Source organism: Nocardia amamiensis (genome assembly GCF_015477605.1).
Lineage (GTDB): Bacteria > Actinomycetota > Actinomycetes > Mycobacteriales > Mycobacteriaceae > Nocardia > Nocardia amamiensis_A.
This window is the reverse complement of the sequence record NZ_JADLQX010000040.1, coordinates 12956-33260: the sequence shown is the minus strand read 5'-3', so window position 1 is coordinate 33260 and position 20305 is coordinate 12956. Positions and strand designations below refer to the sequence as shown.

35 protein-coding genes and 1 pseudogene are annotated in these 20305 nt (G+C 67.4%); all 36 read left to right on the top strand.

Annotated elements, in window-relative coordinates; all coding sequences use genetic code 11:
• Positions 1 to 120: 120 nt before the first annotated feature.
• The 36 genes and pseudogenes from IU459_RS32830 to IU459_RS32655 all read left to right on the top strand — a co-directional run bounded on the left by IU459_RS32830 (position 121) and on the right by IU459_RS32655 (position 19892).
• Positions 121 to 642: a hypothetical protein gene (locus IU459_RS32830; protein ID WP_195133480.1), complete on the top strand. Its 522-nt coding sequence runs from the start codon at positions 121 to 123 to the stop codon at positions 640 to 642.
• Between the two features lie 11 nt (positions 643 to 653).
• On the top strand, positions 654 to 1013 hold the full coding sequence (locus IU459_RS32825) for a hypothetical protein (protein ID WP_228838847.1): 360 nt from the start codon (positions 654 to 656) through the stop codon (positions 1011 to 1013).
• Position 1014: 1 nt separating this feature from the next.
• Positions 1015 to 2739: an FtsK/SpoIIIE domain-containing protein gene (locus IU459_RS32820; protein ID WP_195133479.1), complete on the top strand. Its 1725-nt coding sequence runs from the start codon at positions 1015 to 1017 to the stop codon at positions 2737 to 2739.
• Between the two features lie 115 nt (positions 2740 to 2854).
• Positions 2855 to 3217, top strand: a complete 363-nt coding sequence (locus tag IU459_RS32815; RefSeq protein WP_195133478.1) for a hypothetical protein — start codon at positions 2855 to 2857, stop codon at positions 3215 to 3217.
• A 5-nt stretch (positions 3218 to 3222) separates the two neighbouring features.
• The gene (locus tag IU459_RS32810; RefSeq protein WP_195133477.1) at positions 3223 to 3609 is read left to right on the top strand and encodes a hypothetical protein; all 387 of its coding nucleotides are present in this window, start codon (positions 3223 to 3225) and stop codon (positions 3607 to 3609) included.
• Positions 3610 to 3759: 150 nt separating this feature from the next.
• Positions 3760 to 4050, top strand: a complete 291-nt coding sequence (locus tag IU459_RS32805; protein ID WP_195133476.1) for a hypothetical protein — start codon at positions 3760 to 3762, stop codon at positions 4048 to 4050.
• A gap of 49 nt (positions 4051 to 4099) precedes the next feature.
• Entirely contained in the window at positions 4100 to 4675 is a 576-nt protein-coding gene (locus tag IU459_RS32800) for a WhiB family transcriptional regulator (RefSeq protein ID WP_195133475.1), read from the top strand.
• Positions 4672 to 5013, top strand: a complete 342-nt coding sequence (locus tag IU459_RS32795; RefSeq protein ID WP_195133474.1) for a hypothetical protein — start codon at positions 4672 to 4674, stop codon at positions 5011 to 5013. Before IU459_RS32800 ends, IU459_RS32795 begins: the two co-directional genes overlap by 4 nt.
• Positions 5010 to 5456: a hypothetical protein gene (locus IU459_RS32790; RefSeq protein ID WP_195133473.1), complete on the top strand. Its 447-nt coding sequence runs from the start codon at positions 5010 to 5012 to the stop codon at positions 5454 to 5456. The genes IU459_RS32795 and IU459_RS32790 overlap by 4 nt, the downstream gene beginning before the upstream one ends.
• Positions 5456 to 5761 carry a hypothetical protein gene (locus IU459_RS32785; protein ID WP_195133472.1) on the top strand — a complete coding sequence of 102 codons (306 nt, stop codon included), beginning with the start codon at positions 5456 to 5458 and terminating at the stop codon, positions 5759 to 5761. Before IU459_RS32790 ends, IU459_RS32785 begins: the two co-directional genes overlap by 1 nt.
• Positions 5751 to 6605: a DUF6551 family protein gene (locus tag IU459_RS32780; protein ID WP_195133471.1), complete on the top strand. Its 855-nt coding sequence runs from the start codon at positions 5751 to 5753 to the stop codon at positions 6603 to 6605. Before IU459_RS32785 ends, IU459_RS32780 begins: the two co-directional genes overlap by 11 nt.
• 48 nt (positions 6606 to 6653) lie before the next feature.
• Positions 6654 to 6935, top strand: a complete 282-nt coding sequence (locus IU459_RS32775; RefSeq protein ID WP_195133470.1) for a hypothetical protein — start codon at positions 6654 to 6656, stop codon at positions 6933 to 6935.
• Entirely contained in the window at positions 6932 to 7324 is a 393-nt protein-coding gene (locus IU459_RS32770; protein ID WP_195133469.1) for a hypothetical protein, read from the top strand. The genes IU459_RS32775 and IU459_RS32770 overlap by 4 nt, the downstream gene beginning before the upstream one ends.
• Positions 7306 to 7821 carry a DNA N-6-adenine-methyltransferase gene (locus IU459_RS32765; protein ID WP_324199117.1) on the top strand — a complete coding sequence of 172 codons (516 nt, stop codon included), beginning with the start codon at positions 7306 to 7308 and terminating at the stop codon, positions 7819 to 7821. Before IU459_RS32770 ends, IU459_RS32765 begins: the two co-directional genes overlap by 19 nt.
• Before the next feature lie 100 nt (positions 7822 to 7921).
• The gene (locus tag IU459_RS32760) at positions 7922 to 8668 is read left to right on the top strand and encodes a hypothetical protein (protein ID WP_195133468.1); all 747 of its coding nucleotides are present in this window, start codon (positions 7922 to 7924) and stop codon (positions 8666 to 8668) included.
• The gene (locus IU459_RS32755) at positions 8668 to 8835 is read left to right on the top strand and encodes a hypothetical protein (protein WP_195133467.1); all 168 of its coding nucleotides are present in this window, start codon (positions 8668 to 8670) and stop codon (positions 8833 to 8835) included. The genes IU459_RS32760 and IU459_RS32755 overlap by 1 nt, the downstream gene beginning before the upstream one ends.
• A 737-nt stretch (positions 8836 to 9572) precedes the next feature.
• Positions 9573 to 9860: pseudogene (locus IU459_RS38890) on the top strand (DNA translocase FtsK); the annotation flags it as partial.
• Positions 9860 to 10213 (top strand): hypothetical protein, encoded by a 354-nt coding sequence (locus tag IU459_RS32745; RefSeq protein ID WP_195133465.1) that lies wholly within the window; start codon positions 9860 to 9862, stop codon positions 10211 to 10213. The pseudogene IU459_RS38890 and the gene IU459_RS32745, both read left to right, overlap by 1 nt.
• Positions 10210 to 11034, top strand: coding sequence for a DUF5131 family protein (locus IU459_RS32740; protein ID WP_195133464.1), 825 nt, complete (start codon positions 10210 to 10212; stop codon positions 11032 to 11034). Before IU459_RS32745 ends, IU459_RS32740 begins: the two co-directional genes overlap by 4 nt.
• 176 nt (positions 11035 to 11210) lie before the next feature.
• Positions 11211 to 11411 carry a hypothetical protein gene (locus tag IU459_RS32735; protein WP_195133463.1) on the top strand — a complete coding sequence of 67 codons (201 nt, stop codon included), beginning with the start codon at positions 11211 to 11213 and terminating at the stop codon, positions 11409 to 11411.
• Complete coding sequence (locus tag IU459_RS32730; protein WP_195133462.1) at positions 11408 to 11713, top strand: hypothetical protein; 306 nt, start codon at positions 11408 to 11410, stop codon at positions 11711 to 11713. Before IU459_RS32735 ends, IU459_RS32730 begins: the two co-directional genes overlap by 4 nt.
• Positions 11714 to 11783: 70 nt before the next feature.
• Complete coding sequence (locus IU459_RS32725; RefSeq protein ID WP_195133461.1) at positions 11784 to 12068, top strand: hypothetical protein; 285 nt, start codon at positions 11784 to 11786, stop codon at positions 12066 to 12068.
• A gap of 32 nt (positions 12069 to 12100) precedes the next feature.
• A complete protein-coding gene (locus IU459_RS32720; protein ID WP_195133460.1) occupies positions 12101 to 12649 on the top strand; it encodes a DUF4913 domain-containing protein in 549 nt (182 codons plus the stop codon).
• 17 nt (positions 12650 to 12666) lie between these two features.
• Positions 12667 to 12864: a hypothetical protein gene (locus IU459_RS32715; protein ID WP_195133459.1), complete on the top strand. Its 198-nt coding sequence runs from the start codon at positions 12667 to 12669 to the stop codon at positions 12862 to 12864.
• Positions 12865 to 12898: 34 nt separating this feature from the next.
• A complete protein-coding gene (locus IU459_RS32710) occupies positions 12899 to 13282 on the top strand; it encodes a hypothetical protein (protein WP_195133458.1) in 384 nt (127 codons plus the stop codon).
• 78 nt (positions 13283 to 13360) lie between these two features.
• Positions 13361 to 13606, top strand: a complete 246-nt coding sequence (locus IU459_RS32705; protein WP_195133457.1) for a hypothetical protein — start codon at positions 13361 to 13363, stop codon at positions 13604 to 13606.
• Between the two features lie 52 nt (positions 13607 to 13658).
• The gene (locus IU459_RS32700) at positions 13659 to 14339 is read left to right on the top strand and encodes a hypothetical protein (RefSeq protein WP_195133456.1); all 681 of its coding nucleotides are present in this window, start codon (positions 13659 to 13661) and stop codon (positions 14337 to 14339) included.
• Between the two features lie 92 nt (positions 14340 to 14431).
• Positions 14432 to 14686 (top strand): hypothetical protein, encoded by a 255-nt coding sequence (locus tag IU459_RS32695; RefSeq protein ID WP_195133455.1) that lies wholly within the window; start codon positions 14432 to 14434, stop codon positions 14684 to 14686.
• Between the two features lie 96 nt (positions 14687 to 14782).
• The gene (locus IU459_RS32690) at positions 14783 to 15205 is read left to right on the top strand and encodes a hypothetical protein (RefSeq protein WP_195133454.1); all 423 of its coding nucleotides are present in this window, start codon (positions 14783 to 14785) and stop codon (positions 15203 to 15205) included.
• A 139-nt stretch (positions 15206 to 15344) separates the two neighbouring features.
• Positions 15345 to 15743: a hypothetical protein gene (locus tag IU459_RS32685; protein ID WP_195133453.1), complete on the top strand. Its 399-nt coding sequence runs from the start codon at positions 15345 to 15347 to the stop codon at positions 15741 to 15743.
• 79 nt (positions 15744 to 15822) lie between these two features.
• On the top strand, positions 15823 to 16491 hold the full coding sequence (locus IU459_RS32680; protein ID WP_195133452.1) for a hypothetical protein: 669 nt from the start codon (positions 15823 to 15825) through the stop codon (positions 16489 to 16491).
• Positions 16484 to 16819 (top strand): hypothetical protein, encoded by a 336-nt coding sequence (locus IU459_RS32675; protein ID WP_195133451.1) that lies wholly within the window; start codon positions 16484 to 16486, stop codon positions 16817 to 16819. The genes IU459_RS32680 and IU459_RS32675 overlap by 8 nt, the downstream gene beginning before the upstream one ends.
• A 159-nt stretch (positions 16820 to 16978) precedes the next feature.
• Positions 16979 to 17317 carry a hypothetical protein gene (locus tag IU459_RS32670; RefSeq protein WP_195133450.1) on the top strand — a complete coding sequence of 113 codons (339 nt, stop codon included), beginning with the start codon at positions 16979 to 16981 and terminating at the stop codon, positions 17315 to 17317.
• Positions 17318 to 17433: 116 nt separating this feature from the next.
• A complete protein-coding gene (locus IU459_RS32665; RefSeq protein WP_195133449.1) occupies positions 17434 to 18546 on the top strand; it encodes a nuclease-related domain-containing protein in 1113 nt (370 codons plus the stop codon).
• Positions 18547 to 18584: 38 nt separating this feature from the next.
• Positions 18585 to 19115: a hypothetical protein gene (locus IU459_RS32660; protein WP_195133448.1), complete on the top strand. Its 531-nt coding sequence runs from the start codon at positions 18585 to 18587 to the stop codon at positions 19113 to 19115.
• Positions 19116 to 19307: 192 nt separating this feature from the next.
• Positions 19308 to 19892 carry a hypothetical protein gene (locus IU459_RS32655; RefSeq protein WP_195133447.1) on the top strand — a complete coding sequence of 195 codons (585 nt, stop codon included), beginning with the start codon at positions 19308 to 19310 and terminating at the stop codon, positions 19890 to 19892.
• The last annotated feature ends 413 nt before the right edge of the window (positions 19893 to 20305 follow it).

Genomic DNA, 20305 nt, shown 5'->3' with positions numbered 1-20305 from the left:
CAGATCGCTGGGCAGTGGGTGAACTCGCGGTGCGCTGCCGCCGGGTCGGCGCCACCGCCGCACGGGTTGTTAACCCTTGCCAACTCCCGACACGCCGCCGCGCAGGAAGACGGTGAGGACATGGCTCCGAAACGTTCCTCCGCATCGAGATCTTCACGCCGCGCCGCCAAGTCGTCGCGCTGCAAGACGGTGTTCATGCTGGTCGGCGTCCCGGTCGGGTTGGGGATCTGCACTCGTCCGATGTGGCCGGCGGACTGGGCTGATCGGGTTGTGGAGGTCGTGGTGCCGCCCGCGATCGGGGTAGCGGTGGTGGCGGCGTCGGTCGCGATGCTGGTGCTGGCGCTGCGGGCCTCGAGCGGCGGCGGTATGCGGCGGCGCCGATGGGCGCGTGCGGTCGAAACGGCCGGCCTCACCCGGAACCTCCTCGGTGAGCAGTTGGTGCCGCGGTTGATCTCGACGCGCCGCGAGGGCGGTGAGGTCGTGTTGCGGGTGCGGATGCTGACCAGCCAGACCCCGCAGGACTGGGACCGCCGCGCGCAGCGCCTGGCGCGGGAGCTCGGTGCCGGCAAGGCCCGGGTCGCCTGGACCCCGGATCGGATCGAAGAGATCGAGCTGCGGCTGACCCGGAAGCAGGCCGCGTGATGGCGCGGCTCATGTCGGTCAGCCTGACCGAACCCCAAGTGGTCGCCCGGCAAAAGACTGTGACGCGGCGGATGGGCTGGCGCATGGCGCGCGTCGGTGACCAGCTCACGCTGTGCCGGAAGGTGATGGGCCGCAAGGCCGGTGAACCGCTGGTGCGCATCGCGCAGGTCGAGATCACCGCGATCAGCCGCGAACCGCTGGCCGCGATCAGCCAGGCCGATCTCGTGGCCGAGGGCTTCCCGGACATGACGCCGGAGGAGTTCGTCACCTTCTTCTGCGCCACCCACCGGGGCTGCCGCCCGGACAGCCTCGTTACCCGAATCCAATGGCGGTACCTCACCGCCACTGACACCACCGAGGAAGTGGCTTGAGATGGACATCGAACCAGAGCTCATCGCTCCCGTCGCCCTGCTGGGGACCGGGATCGGATTCATGACGATCGCGACCGTGTACAAGACGGCTGAAAACCTGGGTGTGCCTGGGTCGGTCGGTGTCGCGCCGCTGCTGGCCGGGGCGGGTGCGCTCGGCGCGCGGGCCGTGTGGTCGCGGTGGTCGGCGAAGACACAGGTGACCCGCGCCGAGCGGGATGCTGCCCGGGAGTGGGCGGACTGGGTCACCGAATTCCCCGAAGACGTCCAGGAGACGGTGCAGATCCTGTCCACCCCATGGGATGCGGTGAAGAAGTGGGCCGCACTGGGTTTGGGACGGCTGCCCGTTCCCGCGAACGGCGATCCGGGGGAGTGGCCGCAGCTGATGCCGTCGCAGAGCTCCTACCCGCCCGACCGCGGCATCCAGTCCGTGCCGGTGGGGTTGCGGCTGCGGCTGCGCATGAGCGACGGCCAGGAGCGTCGCCACTACGAGGAGAAGCTCAAGCGCATCGCAGTCGCCCTCGACGCTGACGCCGCGCGCGTGGTCGCCTCCCGCGGCCGTGTGATCTGCCTGGACCTGCGCTACTTCGACCCGATCAAGGACCTGGTCCCTGTGCCGGTCCCCGCCGAGCCGGTCGACCTGAAGAAACTCAACCCCGGCATGCGCGAAGACGGCGAGCACTGGCTCGTGCCGCTGTTCGAACGCAACATCCTCGGCGTCGGCCTGCCCGGCTCCGGCAAGTCCGGGTTCGTGGCGTCGCTGCTGATGGCGACCGCTCCCGCCGCCCGGGACGGCCTGCTCGTGAACTTGATGATCGACATGAAGTTCGGTGTCGAGGCCGCTCGGATGAAGGGCCTGCTGCACCGCACCGCGACCGACGCGGTCTCGGCCGAGCAGATGCTGGATTGGCTGCGCTGGACGGTGATCGAGGACCGTGGCCGCGAGATGGAGGCCATGGGCCTGTCCAAGCACGTCATCACCGCCGGCGCCCCGATGTATCACCTGATCATCGACGAGATCGCCGAGCTGCTCGACGACCCGAAGACCCGCACCGCCTTCCTGCGGCTGCTGGTGTCGATCGCCCGGCTGGGGCGCGCGATCGGCGTCTCCATCTCCGGGTACACGCAGCTGGCGAACAAGAAGATCCTCGACATGCTGCGGGATCTGTTCCAGATCCGGATCGGCATGCGCCTGAGCTCGCCGGAGCAGATGGTCATGGTCTACGGCGATCACCACGCCGCCGAGCGTGGCGCCGACAACACCAACATCCCCGACCAGGGCAGCGCCGGCATCGCCTACGTCTTCGACGACTCCAGCTCCCAGATCGTGCGCGTGCGCGCCTATTTCGTCTCCGACGAGAACCTGGCCTGGGCCGCGCAGACCTACCCGCCCTACCCGCACCCGCATGTGCAGGAAGCCGCCGAGGCCGCCACCACGATCAGCGGGAAGCTCGCCGCGGGGGGCAAGCCGGTGGTGTCGATCGACTCCGCGCGTCGCCGCCGCGGTGATGGCGAGATCCCCAACGTCACGGGGTTGCTGGCCGAGATAGACGCCGAGGCCGAGGAGCTGAGCAAGAAGATCGGTGACGCCCTGGCCGAGGACCAGCAGCGCGAGGAGCGCGAGGGCGCCGACGAGCCGCTCGACGGCATCGACTTCGACGAGCTCGGCGACGACAACCGCAGCGACGACACCGACGACGACATCGACGCTGCCGACGAATTCGCCTGAAACCCAGGCATCTGGACCGTTAACAGTCTAAACTGTTAAATATCGGTTCCGCCTTGAACTCCCACCCCCACAACGGGTGGGCGACAGAGAAAACACCAGTTCAGGAAGGCAAATCATGACCCTCACCTTCGATCTCGCCCGCACTCTGCTCGCGCCGCCGACCGCCGCCGAGCAGGCCCTGATCGACACCCTGACCGCCATCTCGTCGGTCACCCACCAGTACGCGATCAAACTGCCCAACGGCCGCTGGTGGCGCAAGCTGTCCACCCGCCTCGCCTCCCCGAACCACACCACCCCGACCGTCTTCCACGACCGTGCCCGCGCGGCCGACGAGATGTTCGACGTAATCGGCCAGGCAGTCGGCGACTACGGCGTGCGGCCCGAGGACTACACCCCGCAGCTGATGGCCCGCGAGGTCCTCATCCGCGGCAACGAGATCAGCACCGGGCCGTGGTACCCGGTCGAAACGGTGCGGTGAGCGCCATGACGATCCTGCACCCGTTCCGCCGTCACCGTGACGACGAGGTCGCCGACCTGCGCCGCCAGGTGCGCATGCTCACCGCGCTCGTCGACGACGTCATCGACGCCTGGACCAGCATGCACGCCAACACCCTCACCAGCGACAACGGCGGCCGTAGCGGCGCGCTCGTCATCACCGGACCGATCCACGGCCAGGACATGACGATCACGACCTGGTCGTGCGAGGACACCGGCCGCGGGCTGAGCGTCGACCAGGCCAAGGCCATCACCCGCCAGCACCTGGAATGCCCCGGCGACAACCCCCGGATCTGCCGGATCAAAGCCGCCGCCATGGCACTGCTCATCGACGAAGGCGTGCTCGTACCGGCACGCAACTACTCCACCTTCTGAACAAAAAGGGACGCCCCAGCCAGCGTGAACCTGGCTGGGACGTCCCCCTCAGATCATCACAGACAGGCCGCCCCAATGCGAACCACCACCCCACCTTCGCCGACCACGGACGCTCACTCACTCGACATCAGCGACCACCGATCCGACGACATGAACAGTGCGCCGGCGTCGGCGGCCGCGAGCGCGGGCACCGAGGTCGCACTCGCCGAGAAGATCGCCGCCAGCGCCCGGCAGCTGCTGACACTGCTGGCCGACCTCGACGACCCCGAAACCCTGATCCAGAAGGCGACCCGACTCGACTGCGCCGGCAGCGCCCTCTACCTCGAGGTGCTCGACACCAGCGACCTGCCCATCACCCCGCAGACCCTGATCGCCGCCGTGCGCGAGCGCCTGCCCGAGCAGCTGCGCGGCCTCGTCGGCACCGGCCGCGTTCCCCGCTGACCCGCGCAGCGACCACCACATCTCACGAATTCGAAAGGCCCACACAGTCATGACCATCACCGATCTCGACGCCGCGGCCCCCAGCACCGACTGGCGCAATCAGGCGGCCTGCGCCGGACACCCCGATCCCGACCTGTGGTTCCCGATCTCCTCGGACGACCCCGCCACCGAAGCCAAAAGGATCTGCGCGGGCTGCCCGGTCCGCGAGGTCTGCGGCATGATCGCGGTCCGCACCAACGAGCAGTACGCCGTCGCCGGCGGATACCGCACCTCCAATCCCGACGAGCGCGCCGAGCTGCAGGCATGGCTGGGATTCGGCCGCTCCCCGGCGTACAGGGTCCGCTGCACCGAGTGCGACACGGTGTTCACCACCCGCACCAAGTTCAACACCTGCGAGGACTGCAGGGGCCTCATGCCAGTCGCCGACGTTCGCCGCCACATCAACGACCTGATGGACGCCGGACGCAGCGCACGCAGCATCGCCGCCAGCGCCGGTGTCGGGTTCTCCACGATCTGCAAGCTCGCCGACAGCGAGGACGGCTGGCAGCACGTGCACAAGACGCTCGCCCGCCGCATTCTCGCCATCACCCTCGACGACGCGGACGACGCGGAGGCCGTGGCATGAACACCAGCATCGACGGCGCCGCGCCGCAAGAGCTGATCGTGGCCTGCCCAGAGTCCACCACGCTGCCCGCGCTCGCGGCCGCCGACGCCGGCGCACTGTTCACCGCCGCCCTGCACCTGGCCGCCGCCATCGAGGCAGGCTCGATCAGTCGAGCACTGGAGGCCGCACACCGCGCCCACAGCGCCGCCTCCGACCTCGCCACCGCGCTCAACGACATCGAAAACGCCGGTGACGACGAGGATCTCGCGTTCGACCTGCTCGACTTCCAGCGCCGCATCGCCCACCAGCTCGACACCGCTGTCGCGGCATTCGACACCAGCACGGAGGTCCTGCCGTGAGTGCCAACCAGGAACCCCTCGATCACGTACTCCGGCCGTCGTTGCCGTGGCGTGACGAGGAGCTGACCGAGTGCGGACGCCCCGCTGTCGATGTGGCGTCAGCGATCACCGCGGACGATTTGACGGCGCGGGTCAAACGAATCGGTCAGCAACGCACCGCCTTCACGGTGTGCATGACGTGCGCTGGCCGAGTGGAGTATTCGAGCACGTGGGAGCGGTACCCGATCGCTGTGCTCGAGCGGGAGCTCCAACGCGCCGGCATCCATCCGCCGGGGCTGAGCCGCAGCACAAAACCGGAGGCCGCTCGGATGACAGCCGAGTTGCGGGCCATCGCGGCGTTGATCGAGGCGCACCGTGAGGAGTTCGACGGCTACCTGTCCGGGCTGGACAAGACGGTCGACCTCGGCGCTCGGCGTCGTCGCCGCGCCGGAGGTGGTCGGTGATGGCCTACTCGCCCCGCGTCGAGCAGCTGTTCGCCCGCAGCCGTGCCGAACTCGGCCTGGGCGGCCACCGATCGACCCCGAAGCTCGGCGAGATCAGCATCGCTGTCGTCGACCACGGTGACCGCTACATCCTCACCGACTCCCACCCCGATGGGATGCGCGTGCACATCCGCAGACCGGCGACGGTCGAGGCCGTCAACGACGCCATCCGCGAGGCCATCGCCCACAACAGCGACTGGATCGCCGACGCACTGACCACGAACCTTCCCATCGACGAAGAGACCGAGACCGATCATGACCTCTGACACCACCGCTACCGCGGTCCTGGACCGATCCGACTCCCTCGATACCTCATACGCCGACGCGTCGGTGCCGGAGGTCTACATCTCGGCGATCTCGGTGGCCGAGATGTTCGTCGACGCCAGCTATCAGCGCGAGCTCGACAAGCCCCGGGCCCGCACCATGGCCAAGACGTGGGATCGCCGCCTGGTCGGCGTCCTCGACGTCGCTGATCGCGGCCCTGGATCCCTGGCCCGCTACGCGGTGATCAACGGTCAGCACCGCGCCGCAGCCGCCCGTCTGATCGACCCGGACATGGCACTCGTCGCCAACGTCCACACCGGTCTGACCGTGGCAGACGAGGCTCGGCTGTTCCACGAAATCGACGCCAAGACGCGGCGATTGACCACGTGGGACCGGTGGCGCTCGCGCCGCGCGGCCGCGGACCCGACCGTCGCCGCGATCGAGGAAATCGTCGGCGAGGTTGGGCTGACCGTCGCCGAGGCCGCCAAGGACGGCGTCATCCGCTGCACCAGCACCCTCGAGCGGATCCACCGCAGCGGCGGAAAGCTGCTGCTGGGCAACACATTGCGGCTGATCGTCGACGTCTGGGGACACCGCCTCGACGCCGTCGACGCCCCGCTGGTCGCCGGCGTGGCCCTCATTCTGCGTAGCTACGAGCAGCAACTCGACCACGACCGCTTCAGCGAGGTCCTCGTCGACCTCGCACCGCGGCAGGTCAAGGCCCGCGCGATGGCGCTGAAGGAGACCGAGAAAGGCCAGAACGGTGCGCTCGTCGCTCTGGTGATGATCGGCGCCTACAACTCCTCGCGCGGCCCGAAGCTCAACCGCGACGAACTGCGCCGCTGACTTCCCACTTCCGTCTCGTCCAGGGAATCCGCACCCAGGGAGGAATCCATGAAATCACTGCACCGCCAACGTCATTCGCGTATGGCGACGGCGGCCGCGCCCACCCAGCAGCAACACCAGCTGCAGCTGTCGCCGCGAGAGACCGACGCCACCGGCCGTCAGCTGTTCAGCGGGTCGTGCAGCTGCGGCGAGATGACACCGACCCCGAGTTGGGGGACCGACGAAATTCACCACGCGCACACCCTCCACACGCAGATGCACACCGCCTTGCTCGAGCTGCGCCGCATCAACGGCCACGCCGAGCAGTACAGGAAGGAAAACAACCGATGATCGCGATGTACCGGTACCGGCGCTGGGTGCGGCGCGAGGCCGCCGCCGCGCGCCGCGAACCCGACACCATGGCCCGCCACGCCCAGACCGAGGCCCTCGAGCCCGGATCCCTGCGTTCTGTCACCCTCCGCGACCGCGTCGGCGGCCCCTGGTGGTTGTTCGGCGCATGGGGGCCGCTGCGCACCGTCGATATCTCCACCGGCTGCCCCCGCTGCGGCGAACCCCGCGGCGTCCCGCGCTGGCGAGGCCGCGTCCAGACCTGGACCAACCCCTGCGGGCACCGCGACCGGCCGCGGGTGGTCATCACCGAGGCCGACCAGATCATCCTCGGCGCCCGCGTCGACGCCAACGTCCAGCGCATCCTCGCGCAGTGGCCGACGGCATCATGACCCTGACCAGCATCGGCGGCCACCATTCGACCCGCGCCGGGTCGAATATGTGGCTCACCCCGCCGGGGATCCTCACAGCGCTCGGCCCTTTCGACCTCGACCCGTGCGCAGCCATCGACCGGCCATGGGACACCGCGCGCCAGCACATCGCCCCACCGGACGACGGCCTCGCCGCCGAATGGACAGGTCGGGTCTGGCTGAACCCGCCCTACGCCGCCGTCGACCGCTGGCTGTCCAAGCTCGCCGAGCACGGCCAAGGAACCGCCATCGTGTTCGCGCGCACCGAGACCCGCTGGTTCATCAACACCGTGTGGGAACGCGCGACCGCCGTGTTGTTCCTGCACGGACGCCTGCACTTCTACCTGCCCGACGGATCCCGAGCAGCCGGAAACGCCGGCGCGCCATCGTGCCTGGTTGCCTACGGCGCCCTCGATGCCGCCAGGTTGGCGACCTGCGGTGTGGCGGGCAGGTTCGTCCGGCTGAGGGAGGCGTCATAAGCCTGCAGACGAACATCGAGCGATTCGCCACACCGGCGCGCGGCCGCCGCCGCATAAATCCCCCAACCCCGGAAGAAAACACCCAATCCAGGAGGAAGAAATGGCTCTGATCAGTCTCGAGATCCGGTGGAGCGACGGTTCCCCGATCACCATCACCGCCGAGCAGGTGACCGCGCATTTCGCGATCGCGCCCACGCTCACCGCCCGCCAGGACGGCACTCTCACCTTCGCCGACCACGGCCGCTCGCTGACCCATATCCCCACCGGGCTGCTGGTCACGCGCTCCGGATGGCTGGACCTGCGCCGCTACGCCACCGAGCTGGAGAAATTGCCCATCGACTGGGCCGTGCTCACCCACGCCTCCGAGCTGTCCGCCGAGCAGGCCCAGCAGGTCCGAGCGGTCAGCAGCCGTTTGATGGCGGAGGACGACACCCACTGGCCGTGGCCGGAATGGGCGGGCGACGAATCCCAGCCCGCGCTCTCACTTCTGGCCACCGAGATCGACCAGGAGCTCAAGTTCACCGACCAGTACGACTTCATCACCACAGTGACGAAGTCCCTGCGCACCGACCACCCCGATCTGGCCCGCACCGTCGATGATCATCTGCGGGGAGCGCTCATCGGCCGTCACGTCACCGCATACGGCCTGATCTACCTTCTGTCGGTCCTGCACCGCGTCGACCCGGCCGCGGCCGACCGCGCCGCCCGCAACCTCGTCGGCGCATGGGAGGACGGCAGCTCGATGGACGAGTGGCTGTTCCAGTGGCGCACCGAGATCGCCGAAGGTGTTCCGCTGACCCTGCACGAGTTCCCCGACCTCCCGCTGCTCGAGAAGACGGCCAGCTGATGCGCAGGATCACCACGCTGAGGTGCCTGTGCGGCGCACAACTCGACGAAGTCGACACCGACACCGGAATCGCGATCGCCTGCCGCGACTGCGGAAGCGCCGAGGCCTGGCCTGAACACATCACCGACATCACCGACATCATCGACCTCGATCGGACCGAATCATGACCACCGTCAAAGTCGGCACCGCCGACTTCCGTCACGCCCTCAACGCTGTGCGCGTGCACGCCTGCACCGACAGCGAGATCCCGCCCATCCACCGCATTCGACTCGCCGTCGACCGGCAGAACATCGTTGTCACGGCGACCGACATGTTCACCGCCGGCCTGGCCATCGCGTCGGTCTTGGACAGCGCCGACGAACCCGGGCAGTACCCGTGCACCGTCGACATCGCACCCTCCGACATCAAGAACATCCTGCAGATCTTCACTGCGGGCAAGGAGAAGAGCGACACCCCGGAATTCGAGCTGCGCCTGGACATCACGAAGGACCGGATCACCATCACCGACTGCTCTGGCCTGATCGACGGACACGCACTCACCGTGCCGCGTATGCCCACCGATGGCGGCACCCTCTGCACCATCCCCGGACTCATCGCCCGCCAGCACGGCAGCGATGCCACGCTGCTCACGGACATGTCGGTCGGTGGTGAGATGATGGCGCGCTTCAGCGCCGCGTCCAACGCCTACGGCCAGGCACTCGAGGTCGAGGCGCACTCGGCCAGCCGCGCCCTGCTGATCCGCTGCGGAGAAAGCTTTCTCGGCCTGATGATGCCGCGACAGCTCCTCGACCGCGACCTCGACGACCGCCGGGAATGGTCCGCCGGATGGAGCCGCCGCCTGCCCGACATCGTCGCCGCGGCCGAGGCCGAGCGCATCGAGCAACACGCCCAGGTCGACATCGTCGACCTCGACGCCGACGAGATCGGCGACGACCGCGACATGTTCCTGCGTGCGGTCGATCTCGTGGTCCGGTCGCAGTTCGGTTCGGCGGCGATGCTGCAACGCCGGATGCGGATCGGATTCGCCAAGGCCGCACGCCTGCTGGAGCTGATGGAGCAGGCCGGCATCGTCGGTCCGGCCGACGGGTCGAAAGCGCGCGCTGTGCATGTGCGCGCCGAAGACCTAGATTCGCTGCTGGCCGACCTGCGTGCCAGCGAACAGGACGACGACCACGAGGGCGAGAACCGCTGATGACCAGCACCAATTGCCCGCCTGTCGTGACGACGCTGTGTGGCAGCATGCGATTCTTCGACCTGATGCTGGCGACCGCTGCCGAACTCACTGGCCGCGGGGAGATCGTGCTCGCCCCATTCGTCGTCGTCGACGCCGGCGATCAGGACAGCACCGCCAAGGCCGCGCTCGACGAGTTGCACCGCCGCAAGATCGACCTCGCCGACCGCATCGTCGTCGTCACCGACCACACCCGGTACCACGGCGAATCCACCCGCGCCGAAATCGCCTACGCCACCGAGCACGGCAAGCCCGTCGACTGGGCAATCCACCACGTTGTGGAGACCACGCCCGAAGCGGCGGGTGCGCGATGACTTCCACGAGCATCGAGTGGACTGAGGTCACCTGGAATCCGACAACCGGGTGCGACCGGATCTCACCTGGCTGCAGCCGCTGTTACGCCCTGGCGATGGCCAAGCGGCTCAAGGCGATGGGTTCATCGAAGTACCAGACCGATGGCGACCCGCGCACGTCCGGCCCAGGTTTCGGTGTCGCGGTCCACCAAGACGTGCTGGGGGAGCCGCTGCGGTGGCGCCGACCTCGCATGGTGTTCGTCAACAGCATGTCCGATCTCGGGCACGCCCGGATCGACCGTGGGTTCGTCGAGTCGGTGTTCGCGGTCATGGGCACGGCGCAGCAACACACGTTCCAGGTGTTGACCAAGCGCCCGCGCCGGTTGGCGAAGCTGCTGTCGGATCCCGCGATTCGTGAGCGGATCGCGCAGTCGATGGGGTTCGAGGACGGCAACGACGGTGACCACGTCGCCGACTGGCTGGCCGTCAACGCGCCCTGGCCACTGTCGAACGTCTGGATCGGCACCTCGATCGAGTCGGACGAGTACTGCTGGCGCGCCGACGATCTCCGGGCGACGCCGGCCGCGGTGCGGTTCCTGTCGCTGGAGCCGCTGCTGGGCCCGCTGCCGAGCCTGAACCTCGACGGCATCGACTGGGTCATCGTCGGCGGCGAGAGCGGACCCGGGTTCACGCCGCTGGATCTGGACTGGGCCCGCGACATCCGCGACCGCTGCCAGGAGCGGAGCATCCCGTTCTTCTTCAAGCAGGTCGGCGGCATCAGGCCGAAGTCGGGCGGGCGGCTGCTCGATGGCCGGATCTGGGACGAGATGCCCAGTCGCTGATGGGATTTCAGGAGTCCGCAGCGGCGTGAACCCGCTGCGGACCCCGGCTTCGACGAAACACACCCACCAATATCTAGACGTCTAACAGTCTAAACTGTTAGATTTGTTTTGGCGGGACGGACATCGTGAACATGCCCGATCCGCCCCCATCACCCCCAACGGAAAGGGCCGCCCCGATGCAGGACCCCACCAACGTCGAGTTGACTCCAGAATTCCTCGCGCGCAACCGGAAGCTGGTCGCGCAGGCCCCGGCCATGATCAAACGCAACCGCGAGCTGATCGACCAGCTGCTTGCCGTGGAGCAGCGCCAAGCCCGGCAGCGGCAGGAGCGCGAACGCGAACGCGACCAGGCACGTAGTCGAGGCCGTCAGCGATGACCGACACCAACCTCACCGCCGCCATCACCACCCAGGCCGTCGCCCTGGTAGACGCGGTTCTGTCCCTGGCCCTGGGCGCGACCTCGATGCCCGGCAGCTCCATGTGGAGCTCCATGCGCGACTACGTCGAGGGCGCCGCCGGAGCGGCCGCCGAGCTCGACGAGCTGATCGACATCCAGACCCAGGGCGGAGGAGGCCCCGCCGAGGAGGGCTACACGCCCGCCGACCCGGCGGCGGTCGCGGCTGCTGTCCGTTCGCACATCCTGGCCCGCCTCGCCGAGCGCGGCCTGACCGCCGCCTGACCACAGACCCCGGTGCCGCTCGGCTGCACAAGTCGGGCGGCACCGGACACCAACCCGAAAGAGGCGAACCATGACCGCGAAATACGTTCTGAGCATTACCCCCACGGAGCAGGGGTACGCGACCAACCCGGCCTGGAAGTTGGGAACCTCGATCAGCGTCTACAGCCGCGAGGAGCTGGAGAGGCGACTGGCCGCCGCGAAGGTGGCGGAGCGCGCCGGTGAAATCTCCGCCGTCAGCGTCCGCGAACTCACCCACGCTGAGCAGCTCGAAGCCGAGCGCTGCCGCCGCCTGTATGTGCGGCGGCAGCAAGAACGTGCTCGCGCGCAGCAGCGCGGCCACAGCCGCGAGCGGTGACCCACAACGCAGCTCGAGAAGGAGAGACCACCATGCCCATCACCAGTCAGGATCTTGTCGCCAACCGCCTCGAGGCGGTGGTGCGCGCCGCCCAGGCACGCATCGATCGCTACCACGCTCCCGAGGCTCCCGACTGGGAGACAGAACCGGCGCTGGCCGTGCAGGATCTGGCCGAGATCCTGCGTGGCATCCGATTCACACCGGCGTTCCCGTCGCTGGGGCGGTTCGTCGACGGCTTTCTCGCTGAGCGCCACGCACGTCAGGTCACCGACATCAGCGAGGTTGTGTGGTGCCCGGAGTGGTGGCAGCACGCCGAGGCGCTCTGGAAATTCGGCCTGTTGTGGGAGGGCTACGAGTATGTCCGAGCCACCGGTGGCCCGCTGGAGATGAGCGATTTCGCACTCCACCACGTCGACCCGCACATGCGGGAGATGTTCGACCCGAGGGGGCCATTCAAATTTTGCAGCGTCCGCAACGGGCACAAAGACATTCTCAAGCCACTGCCCAGCCGCATCGACAAAGCCCCGGACGGGCTTTTCGCCGGTCCCCCGACCGCCACCGCCACGCTCACCGTGGCCTGAAGATAAGGAAACCAGTCATGGATCATGAGAAATTCATGCGAGGGCATGAGAAGCGGATGGCCCGCATCGATGCTCGCCTGGAGCGCATCGCCGAGCTCGCCAAGGAGGCGAAGGCCAAGCGGCTGGCGCGCGACGAATGGTACCGAGCTCTGCGGGTGAGCCAAGGGCGGTCACCTGAGCCCCGCATACCGGAAATCAGCCCCCGCGAGCGATAAGGCGGACCCGGTTACCACTACTGAAGGATTCAAAATGACTGCCACTACCGACTATCCGTACGTCACCACCGTGCACCGTCCCGGACTGCCGGATGTGCACCTCGGATTCGTGTTCGCGCACCAGGCCGAGCATGCAACCTGGTCGCTCACCAGCGACTTCGTCAACACCGCGCACGTGCAGGGAACCACCGTCACCTGGTCACCGACCCCTGACGGTGTGTCGGTGCTGCCCCCGGTGCCGACCGACCCCTACGCGCTGGCCGAGTTGATCGCGGCAGAAGACGATGACCAGCCGAGAGAGCACACGTTTCCCGATCTGTTCTCGCGGCTGAAGGCGCAGCAGGGCTACGACTCGGCGGCGCAGATCTGGCGCACCGCCTGCTACCAGCTGGAAGGCGACGAATCCGAGCAGGACTGACCAATGCCCTTCCCGGCAAATGCGATTCAACGCACTTCGAACCGCCGCCCCCAGCGGCATGAGGAAAGAAAAGAAGCAATGTCCAGACGCCGACACTCCAAAGACATCGCCATGCCAGGCGAGGCGCTCGCTCCGGAGCTCGCGCACCACCAGTCCGGTCCGGTGAAGCCGAACCCCCTGTGCCCGCTGTGTGCGCCGAGCTGGCCGCCCGCCCGACGTGCGCGCCGGATCCGCATTCGCCCGACCACCGCGGCCGCTGTCGCTGTCGTCGGCGCGGCGGCCGGGTATGCACTCGGCTACACCCACGGCTGGAATGCCTTCTGACGATGGCATGAACCGCTTGACCAGAACATCTCCTCAACTCGAAAGGTCTTCCGTGTCATCCATTGCCGCTTCTCCCCTGGTCTTCGTCGACATCGAGACCACCCATACCGATCCGGGTCTGCGCCGGCCGTGGGAGATCGCGCTGATCCGCCGTGAACCCAACGGCTGGCAGAAGCAGATCACGATCCTGATCGAAGACGTAGACCTGTCCCACGCCGATCCCCGCGCGCTCGATGTTGGGCGCTTCTATGAGCGGCACCCGCAGTACGCGCCGATTCCTCCGCTGGTGCGTGACACCCCGCCGTCGTCGATCACCTGCACCGGAGAAGATGACGTCTTCTACCTGACGGAGGCCGCCGCAGCCGCCGTCGTCGACGACTGGACCGCTCCCAGCGCCAACGGGCGAGCCCGGTTCGCGGGCTACAACGTCTGGTTCGACGCGGACACCCTGGACGCGATGCTGCGCCGTCATCGGCGGCTGCCGCGGTGGGACTACCACCTGATCGACGTGGGCAACATGGCCGCAGGCCGCCTTGGCATCGCCGAGCCGATGCGCAGCTACGAGCTGTCCCGCGCGACCGGCGCCGAACCCCCGAGCGAAGCCGAGCAACACACCGCACTCGGCGACGCCCGATGGGTGATGCGGTGGTGGGACCAACTCACCTCCCCCGTTCCCGACGATCACGGATCAACGGCAACCGAGCACGTCGCATGGGAGGCGGCCACCCACTGACCGCGCCCTGCCGTTCCTGTCGGTGTCCCGAGAGAGGATCACCGCGAGCGAGGACGGCCGCCAACCCCCGAAACGACAGAGAGACAACGACAATGGGCACATCTGCCAGTCAGACCGTCGAAGACCTGGCCACCGACGCTTATATAGCGCTCCAGGAAGCTCAGGAAGCCGTGGAACGGCTCACCACCCGCATAGACGCGCTGGCAAGCCACCCCGACGAACCAGAGGTCTACTGGGCGCGAGAGGCCACCGCAGCGGCAACCAAATCGCTCGACAAAGTCGGGGCAGCACTCCCGCCGGCCGGCTTGTACAAGAAGGCCGAAGAAACGTGGGCAGCATCGCAATAGCCCCCTGCTGAGTCCTCAACAGCCTTCGAATGGCGGGCCGGGGACGCTCATACCGTCCCCGGCCCGCTCACCATCATCACAATCCCAAGGAGCGAAATGGACATCACCCCAACTTCCGGGCCGTGCCTGCTCGAGCACCGCCCGGACACCGGCTTGGCCCCGTCGCGGACGATCTGCACCGACCTGCGCAGCGCGCTCGCGCTGGCCGTGCAGACCACCGAGCTCGGCCCGCCCGAGGTATGGCCGGACGAATGGCCTCGCGAGTCGGTGAAAATCACCTGCGCCCGCGCGGACGGCAGTCTGCCGGACCCGGACCTGTGGGTATCCGGCCCGACACCCCACGTGTACAAGCAGCTGCTCACCTGGGCCGCGGATGCCTCGGTGCCGGACCTGGTGGTCGCGCTGACCGGCGAGACCCACCCGTCCGCGAACGACCTGCGCGCCGCGGTGGCCGATCCGATCCGGTTGGCCGCCGCACTTCGCGCAACTCACGGCCACACCTGGACAGAGCAGCAGTGACCGGCGTGGCCGCAGAGACCGCCAGTCGTCAGCGGTGACCAACCTGAAGTGAAAGGCCGGGACTTTCCTGCTCCCGGCCTCTTGCTTGTTGGCCGAGGTGCCACGGGCAAAATAAACGATTAATTGAAAGGACCGAGCAATGTCGACCTGCCGATTCCCGATCGTGAATGACGGAAAACTGACCGGCGCCTGTGGAGCTCCGGTCCCCGTCGACACGGAGCCGGTCAACGGGCGCGTGCCGATGCTGTGCGGCCGTGTCGTGTCCGGGATGCGTCACGACCTGAAAACCCTGCGCCTGTGGCGTTTGGAGGTCGACAGCCTTGCGGTGCACCAGTTTGTCGACGCACTCGGCGCCGCAGAGGAACAGATGATCATTGCGCGTGACGTGCTCGATGTCTGGCGTGATGAACTCGTCGGTGGCGGCGAGATCTCAAGTGAGCCGGGAGACGATGTCGCGCACCATCTGACCGCCGCCATCCGATCGATACGTGCCAGCCGCGCTGTTCTGGAAACCGACTGCGGATATCGCGTGCGCTGACGATGCTGGGTCGCGGACCTAACTCGCCGCAGAACCGATCACATAGACTTATAAAAGTCTGACAGTCTATAATCCGGATATGACTGAACGGACGGTGGTGGGAATCCTCAAAGGTGGTGCCGGCAAGTCCACCACCGCCGCGCAGTTGGCTATCTGGATGTCGTTGCTCGGTCTCGGACCGGTGTTCGTCGGCGACGCCGATACCGACCTGACCACCTACGAGTGGATCATGGCGGTCCGCGAGAAGCTGCTGAAGATGAGCGGCGGCGCTGCGAGCTCGCGGCTGGACGCGTTCGACCTCACAGGTGGGCGCACGAAACGGCTGCATGAGCTCGAACGGTCCTACCCGCACTCGATCATCGATGTCGAGCCCAAACGCGACAAACTGCTGCGGGAGACGCTGTGGCGACCCGACACGGACCAGAAGACGAACCTGATCATGCCCATGAAGCCATATCCGCCGGATGTGAGGAAGTTGCCGCAGACGTTGGAGTTGGCCGGTGAGGTAGATCGCCACAACCCGGTCTTCCCCCGCGTGCTGCTGGTGCAGGTCCGGCTCAGTGCCGGGCACTCGACCGATGTACCCGCGCAGCTGCGTGAAGCCGGAATCCCACAGTTCAAGACGATGATCACGCTCAAAGAGTCCATCGGGTACAGCCTCGGCACGACCCTCGTCGACTCCGCATACGCCGACGTGCTCACCGAGCTCGGCATCAACCCGAACGGAAAGGACAAGACCGATGTCTAGCGGCGAACGCGCAGGCTCGATCACCGAGGCGCTGAAGAGCGGAGCCAAGCTCAACCCAGCCAAGACCTCAGCAGTGGAGGACCGATCCGACTGGCTGACGTGGACGCTGAAGATGTCGCCTGAGCAGAGCGATCACTGGAACGACCTGCTGGCCAAGCTGGCCAAACAGGCCGGACTGCGTGTGCGCACCAGCGGCCGCGCCAGCACCCGCAGCGTCGGCAGCATCAGCCGCCGCGACATGGTCGAGGCCCTGGTCGATTTGGCCGAGCACGACTCGGCGGTCTGGGACCTGCTCGTCGACAAGATCCGGGTCTGGGAGCCGCGGTGAGCCCGCTGTAGCTCGAGATCCGACACGGGCCCGGAGCGAATCGCTCCGGGCCCGTTTGCGTGGCAGGGTGCCGAGATCCCGCGCAGCTCTAGACTGTCAACAGATTGAACTGTTAAACTGTTATAAGTCGTAGAGCTATCTCCGGAAGGACCGACCATCATGTCGATTCAGCCCCGCACCTCCCGCCGCTCCGCTCCCGTTTGGCTGCGCCCAGCGTTGGCCTTGCGCCGCCGCGCCGGCCGCGTGATCGCATTCCTGCTCCGCACCCCCGCACTGCTGGCAGGCGTGTTCGTCGCCGCGGCTGCCTTGTACTTCTCGATGCTGCTGACCGTGGACCGCGCTCCCGCCGACGCGCTGCCCACCACCCCCGCAAGCACCAACTGCGCCATGTTCTGCACCGCCACCGAGGCCCCGAAGCACGTGGACACCGCTGCGGCCGCCGACGAGACGCCGACCTGCTGGCTGTTCTGCGAACCCGCCCGGCGCCTGGGCCTGTAGCGCCCGCCGCCGACCCGGCCAGGCCAGGTGTGCACTTTCGACACGCCGAACGCGGGCCTCACCATCACGACACGTTCACGGCACCACGAAGTGCCCTCACAACAGGGAAAAAACTCATGCTGATCATCAACGGAACCCGCCCGAAAATGTCGGGTGCGGAACGGGCTGTACTCGACTGGCTCCAAGCCAGCGGCATCCCCGGTGTCGCGATCTCGGGAAGCCACATTCCCGACCGCAGCGGCCGCGACAGCCAGGAAGTCGATCTGGTGCTGCTCACCCCCGACACGCTGGTATGCATCGAGGTCAAGGGCATCCTCAAGCGCGGTGTTAACGGCACCCTGGCCTGCCACGTGAACCCTCGCTGGTCCTTGCCCGGCATCGACGGCGACCCTGTGCACGTCCGCGACGGTGACACCAACCCGCTCAACCAGCTCGCCGACGCCATGTTCAACCTCAAAGGCGTTGTCTCCCGCTGCGGTCTCGACGTGTTCGTGCCGGGCCTGGTCCTGGTGGAGCCGTTCGGCGGCCGGATCACCCTCGATAAAGGGTCGGTGCCGATGCCGGCGGGCCGTGACGTCCTGCTCGGTGGCGATGACACCGCACTGACCAAGTGGCTGCACACCGCCGCCCGTCAGCACCCGCAGAACTGGACCGTCGAGCGCGCCCACACCCTTCTTTCCGCGCTGGACCAGGCCGATGCTGTCACCCGCGACGCCTTGGCCGCCGAAGGATTTCCCAACCCCACCCCCGCCGCGGGCGCCGACGATGACGGGGTGGTCGTGCCGCTGCGACCCACCGCCGTAATCCCCCAGGCACCGACCGGAACCACGACACCGCCCCGGACCGCCGCGACCACAGCCGACCGCGGCGACCTCGGCCGCAGCCCCGAGGAACAGATTCACCCCCGGACCGCGATGCACCTGGCCTCAACCACCGCGAGGCGAGCTGCGGACCGCAGCCACCGGATCCGCAACGTCGTTCTCATCGGCGCGGCAACGTGCCTGCTCACCGGCGGTGTCGGCGTGCTGAGCCACGTCTCCGCCTCGCAGCCCTCCGATGAGCCCGCCAGCAGCGAGCCCGCCCCGCCACCCGCCGCCGGCGTCGACACTTCAGTCCCGCAGGCACCCGCCGCGCCGCAACCCCCTGCGCCTGCCCCCAAGCCCAGCAGCGGAGTGCTTTTCCCGATGGACAAGACCTGCTTCCCCTTCCAATCCGATTGCGTGCGCTGACCAGGACAACCCACAAGGACAAAAGGAGAAAAAACCAGATGAACCGCAACGATATACGCCCCGCCGCTGTCGGCATCGCCGCTGGCGCGGCCGCGTTTGCCGGGCTGATCGCCTGGGTCGAGATCGACCCGTGGAACAGCATGGCCGAGCGGGTCGCCCGCCGCCGCCTGTCGCCAGCCGAACGCGCTGAGATCGAACGGATCGAGGCCAAACGGGACGAATGGAATCGCGAATACGCGGCCAAGTCCAAGCAGGACCGGGAGAGCCAGCGCCTCCAGGTGCAGGACGGATTCTGCCCGCAGCTGCTGAAGACGCCAGACTCGGTCACCTCGCCCCAGGAGCTGTCCACCAATGACCTGGTGGCAGAAATCGAGTACGCAGAGAAGTCCCGCTACCAGTACCCGATCAGTGGTGATGGGTCCTGGTTCCAGCATTGCGAGGCCTTGGCCCAGGAGTTCAGGGAGCGACGCAACGACTGGGAGACACGCTCCAAACTCCCGCGCGTTGAGCGGCTGCGCCTCGATATCGCCGCCGAACGTGTCAGCGCCGCTCAACGCGGCCGGTCATGATCCAGGCGCCGTCGCAAGACTGACCGACAAAGCAGAGACCGGCCACGGGGAATGTGGCCGGTCTCCGCGAGTGATGGTCGCACACGCGGCCAGAAAACGAATCGAGCCCGAGCGACCCGCCATCAACGGCGGAGCCGGGGTGCCAGCGACATGCCCCCGGCCCCCACATCCGATCAAGGAGAGAAGCGCACCATGACAACCTTTCTCGACATCACCTATGAACTGCTGATCGTCCCCGATGACTCCGCCATCAGCACGGACGATCGCATCGGGGTCGGGTTCCAATACGCCGGCACCTGGTCGGTGGTCTATCTCAGCCGCGGCCGCCACCCCGGAGCCGCGTACAACCCCGCCACCGACCGCGCGATATCCACGCATGCGATGGAGTGCGGCGGGAATTTCGTGGTCCACATGCACACCGAGGACCGCGCCGCGATCGGGCACGCACACGCAGCACTGGCATCCTGGTACGCCGCCGAACGCGAGCGGGGTCAGATGCCCGATGTGGTGGCGTTCGAGCTGGAAGAGCACCTGGACGTGCTCGCCCACTGGGCGGCGGGCGGCAAATGGGAAGTGGTTATTCCTCGGATCGGTGCACCAACCTTGCAAGTGGGGGACTTTTCCACCCCGGCCGCTGCCTGGACCGCCGCCGAATCCGGGCGCGTGTGGGACCTGGCCGGAATCGACCCCAAAGAATGGGATCTCGACCTGAACGACCTGTATGTCCACTCGACTCCGCTCGCCGACCTGCACCCGATCGCGCAGCTGCCGGATTGACTCGCTCATCTCCTCCCCGGCAAGCATCCATAGATACGCATAAGGGGTATGCGATGGCACACCTATTGCACCCTGACACGCGCAGAGAGGCGGTCCTGCATCCACTCGACCAGGCAGGCCACCCACCCCCACCTCCTGGGCACCCCCACCCCATCCCCCGGGGGTGGGGTGGGGGTGCCCTCCGCTCTCGCCCACCCCCGGGTATGTGTGCAGCCACATGGCGCGGTTCTGGTCCAGCGGACCGACATTCCGGCGCGCCTGATCTCGGGCGCGGACACCGCTGAAGACGTTTCATTCACGGTGAACACGCACGGATCCGAAGAGCACGGTGAACACGCACGGATCCGAAGAGCAAGTTATTACTTACACCGTGTAAGTGAGGGCGCGGTTCGCGAGATATCCCCTCATGTGCC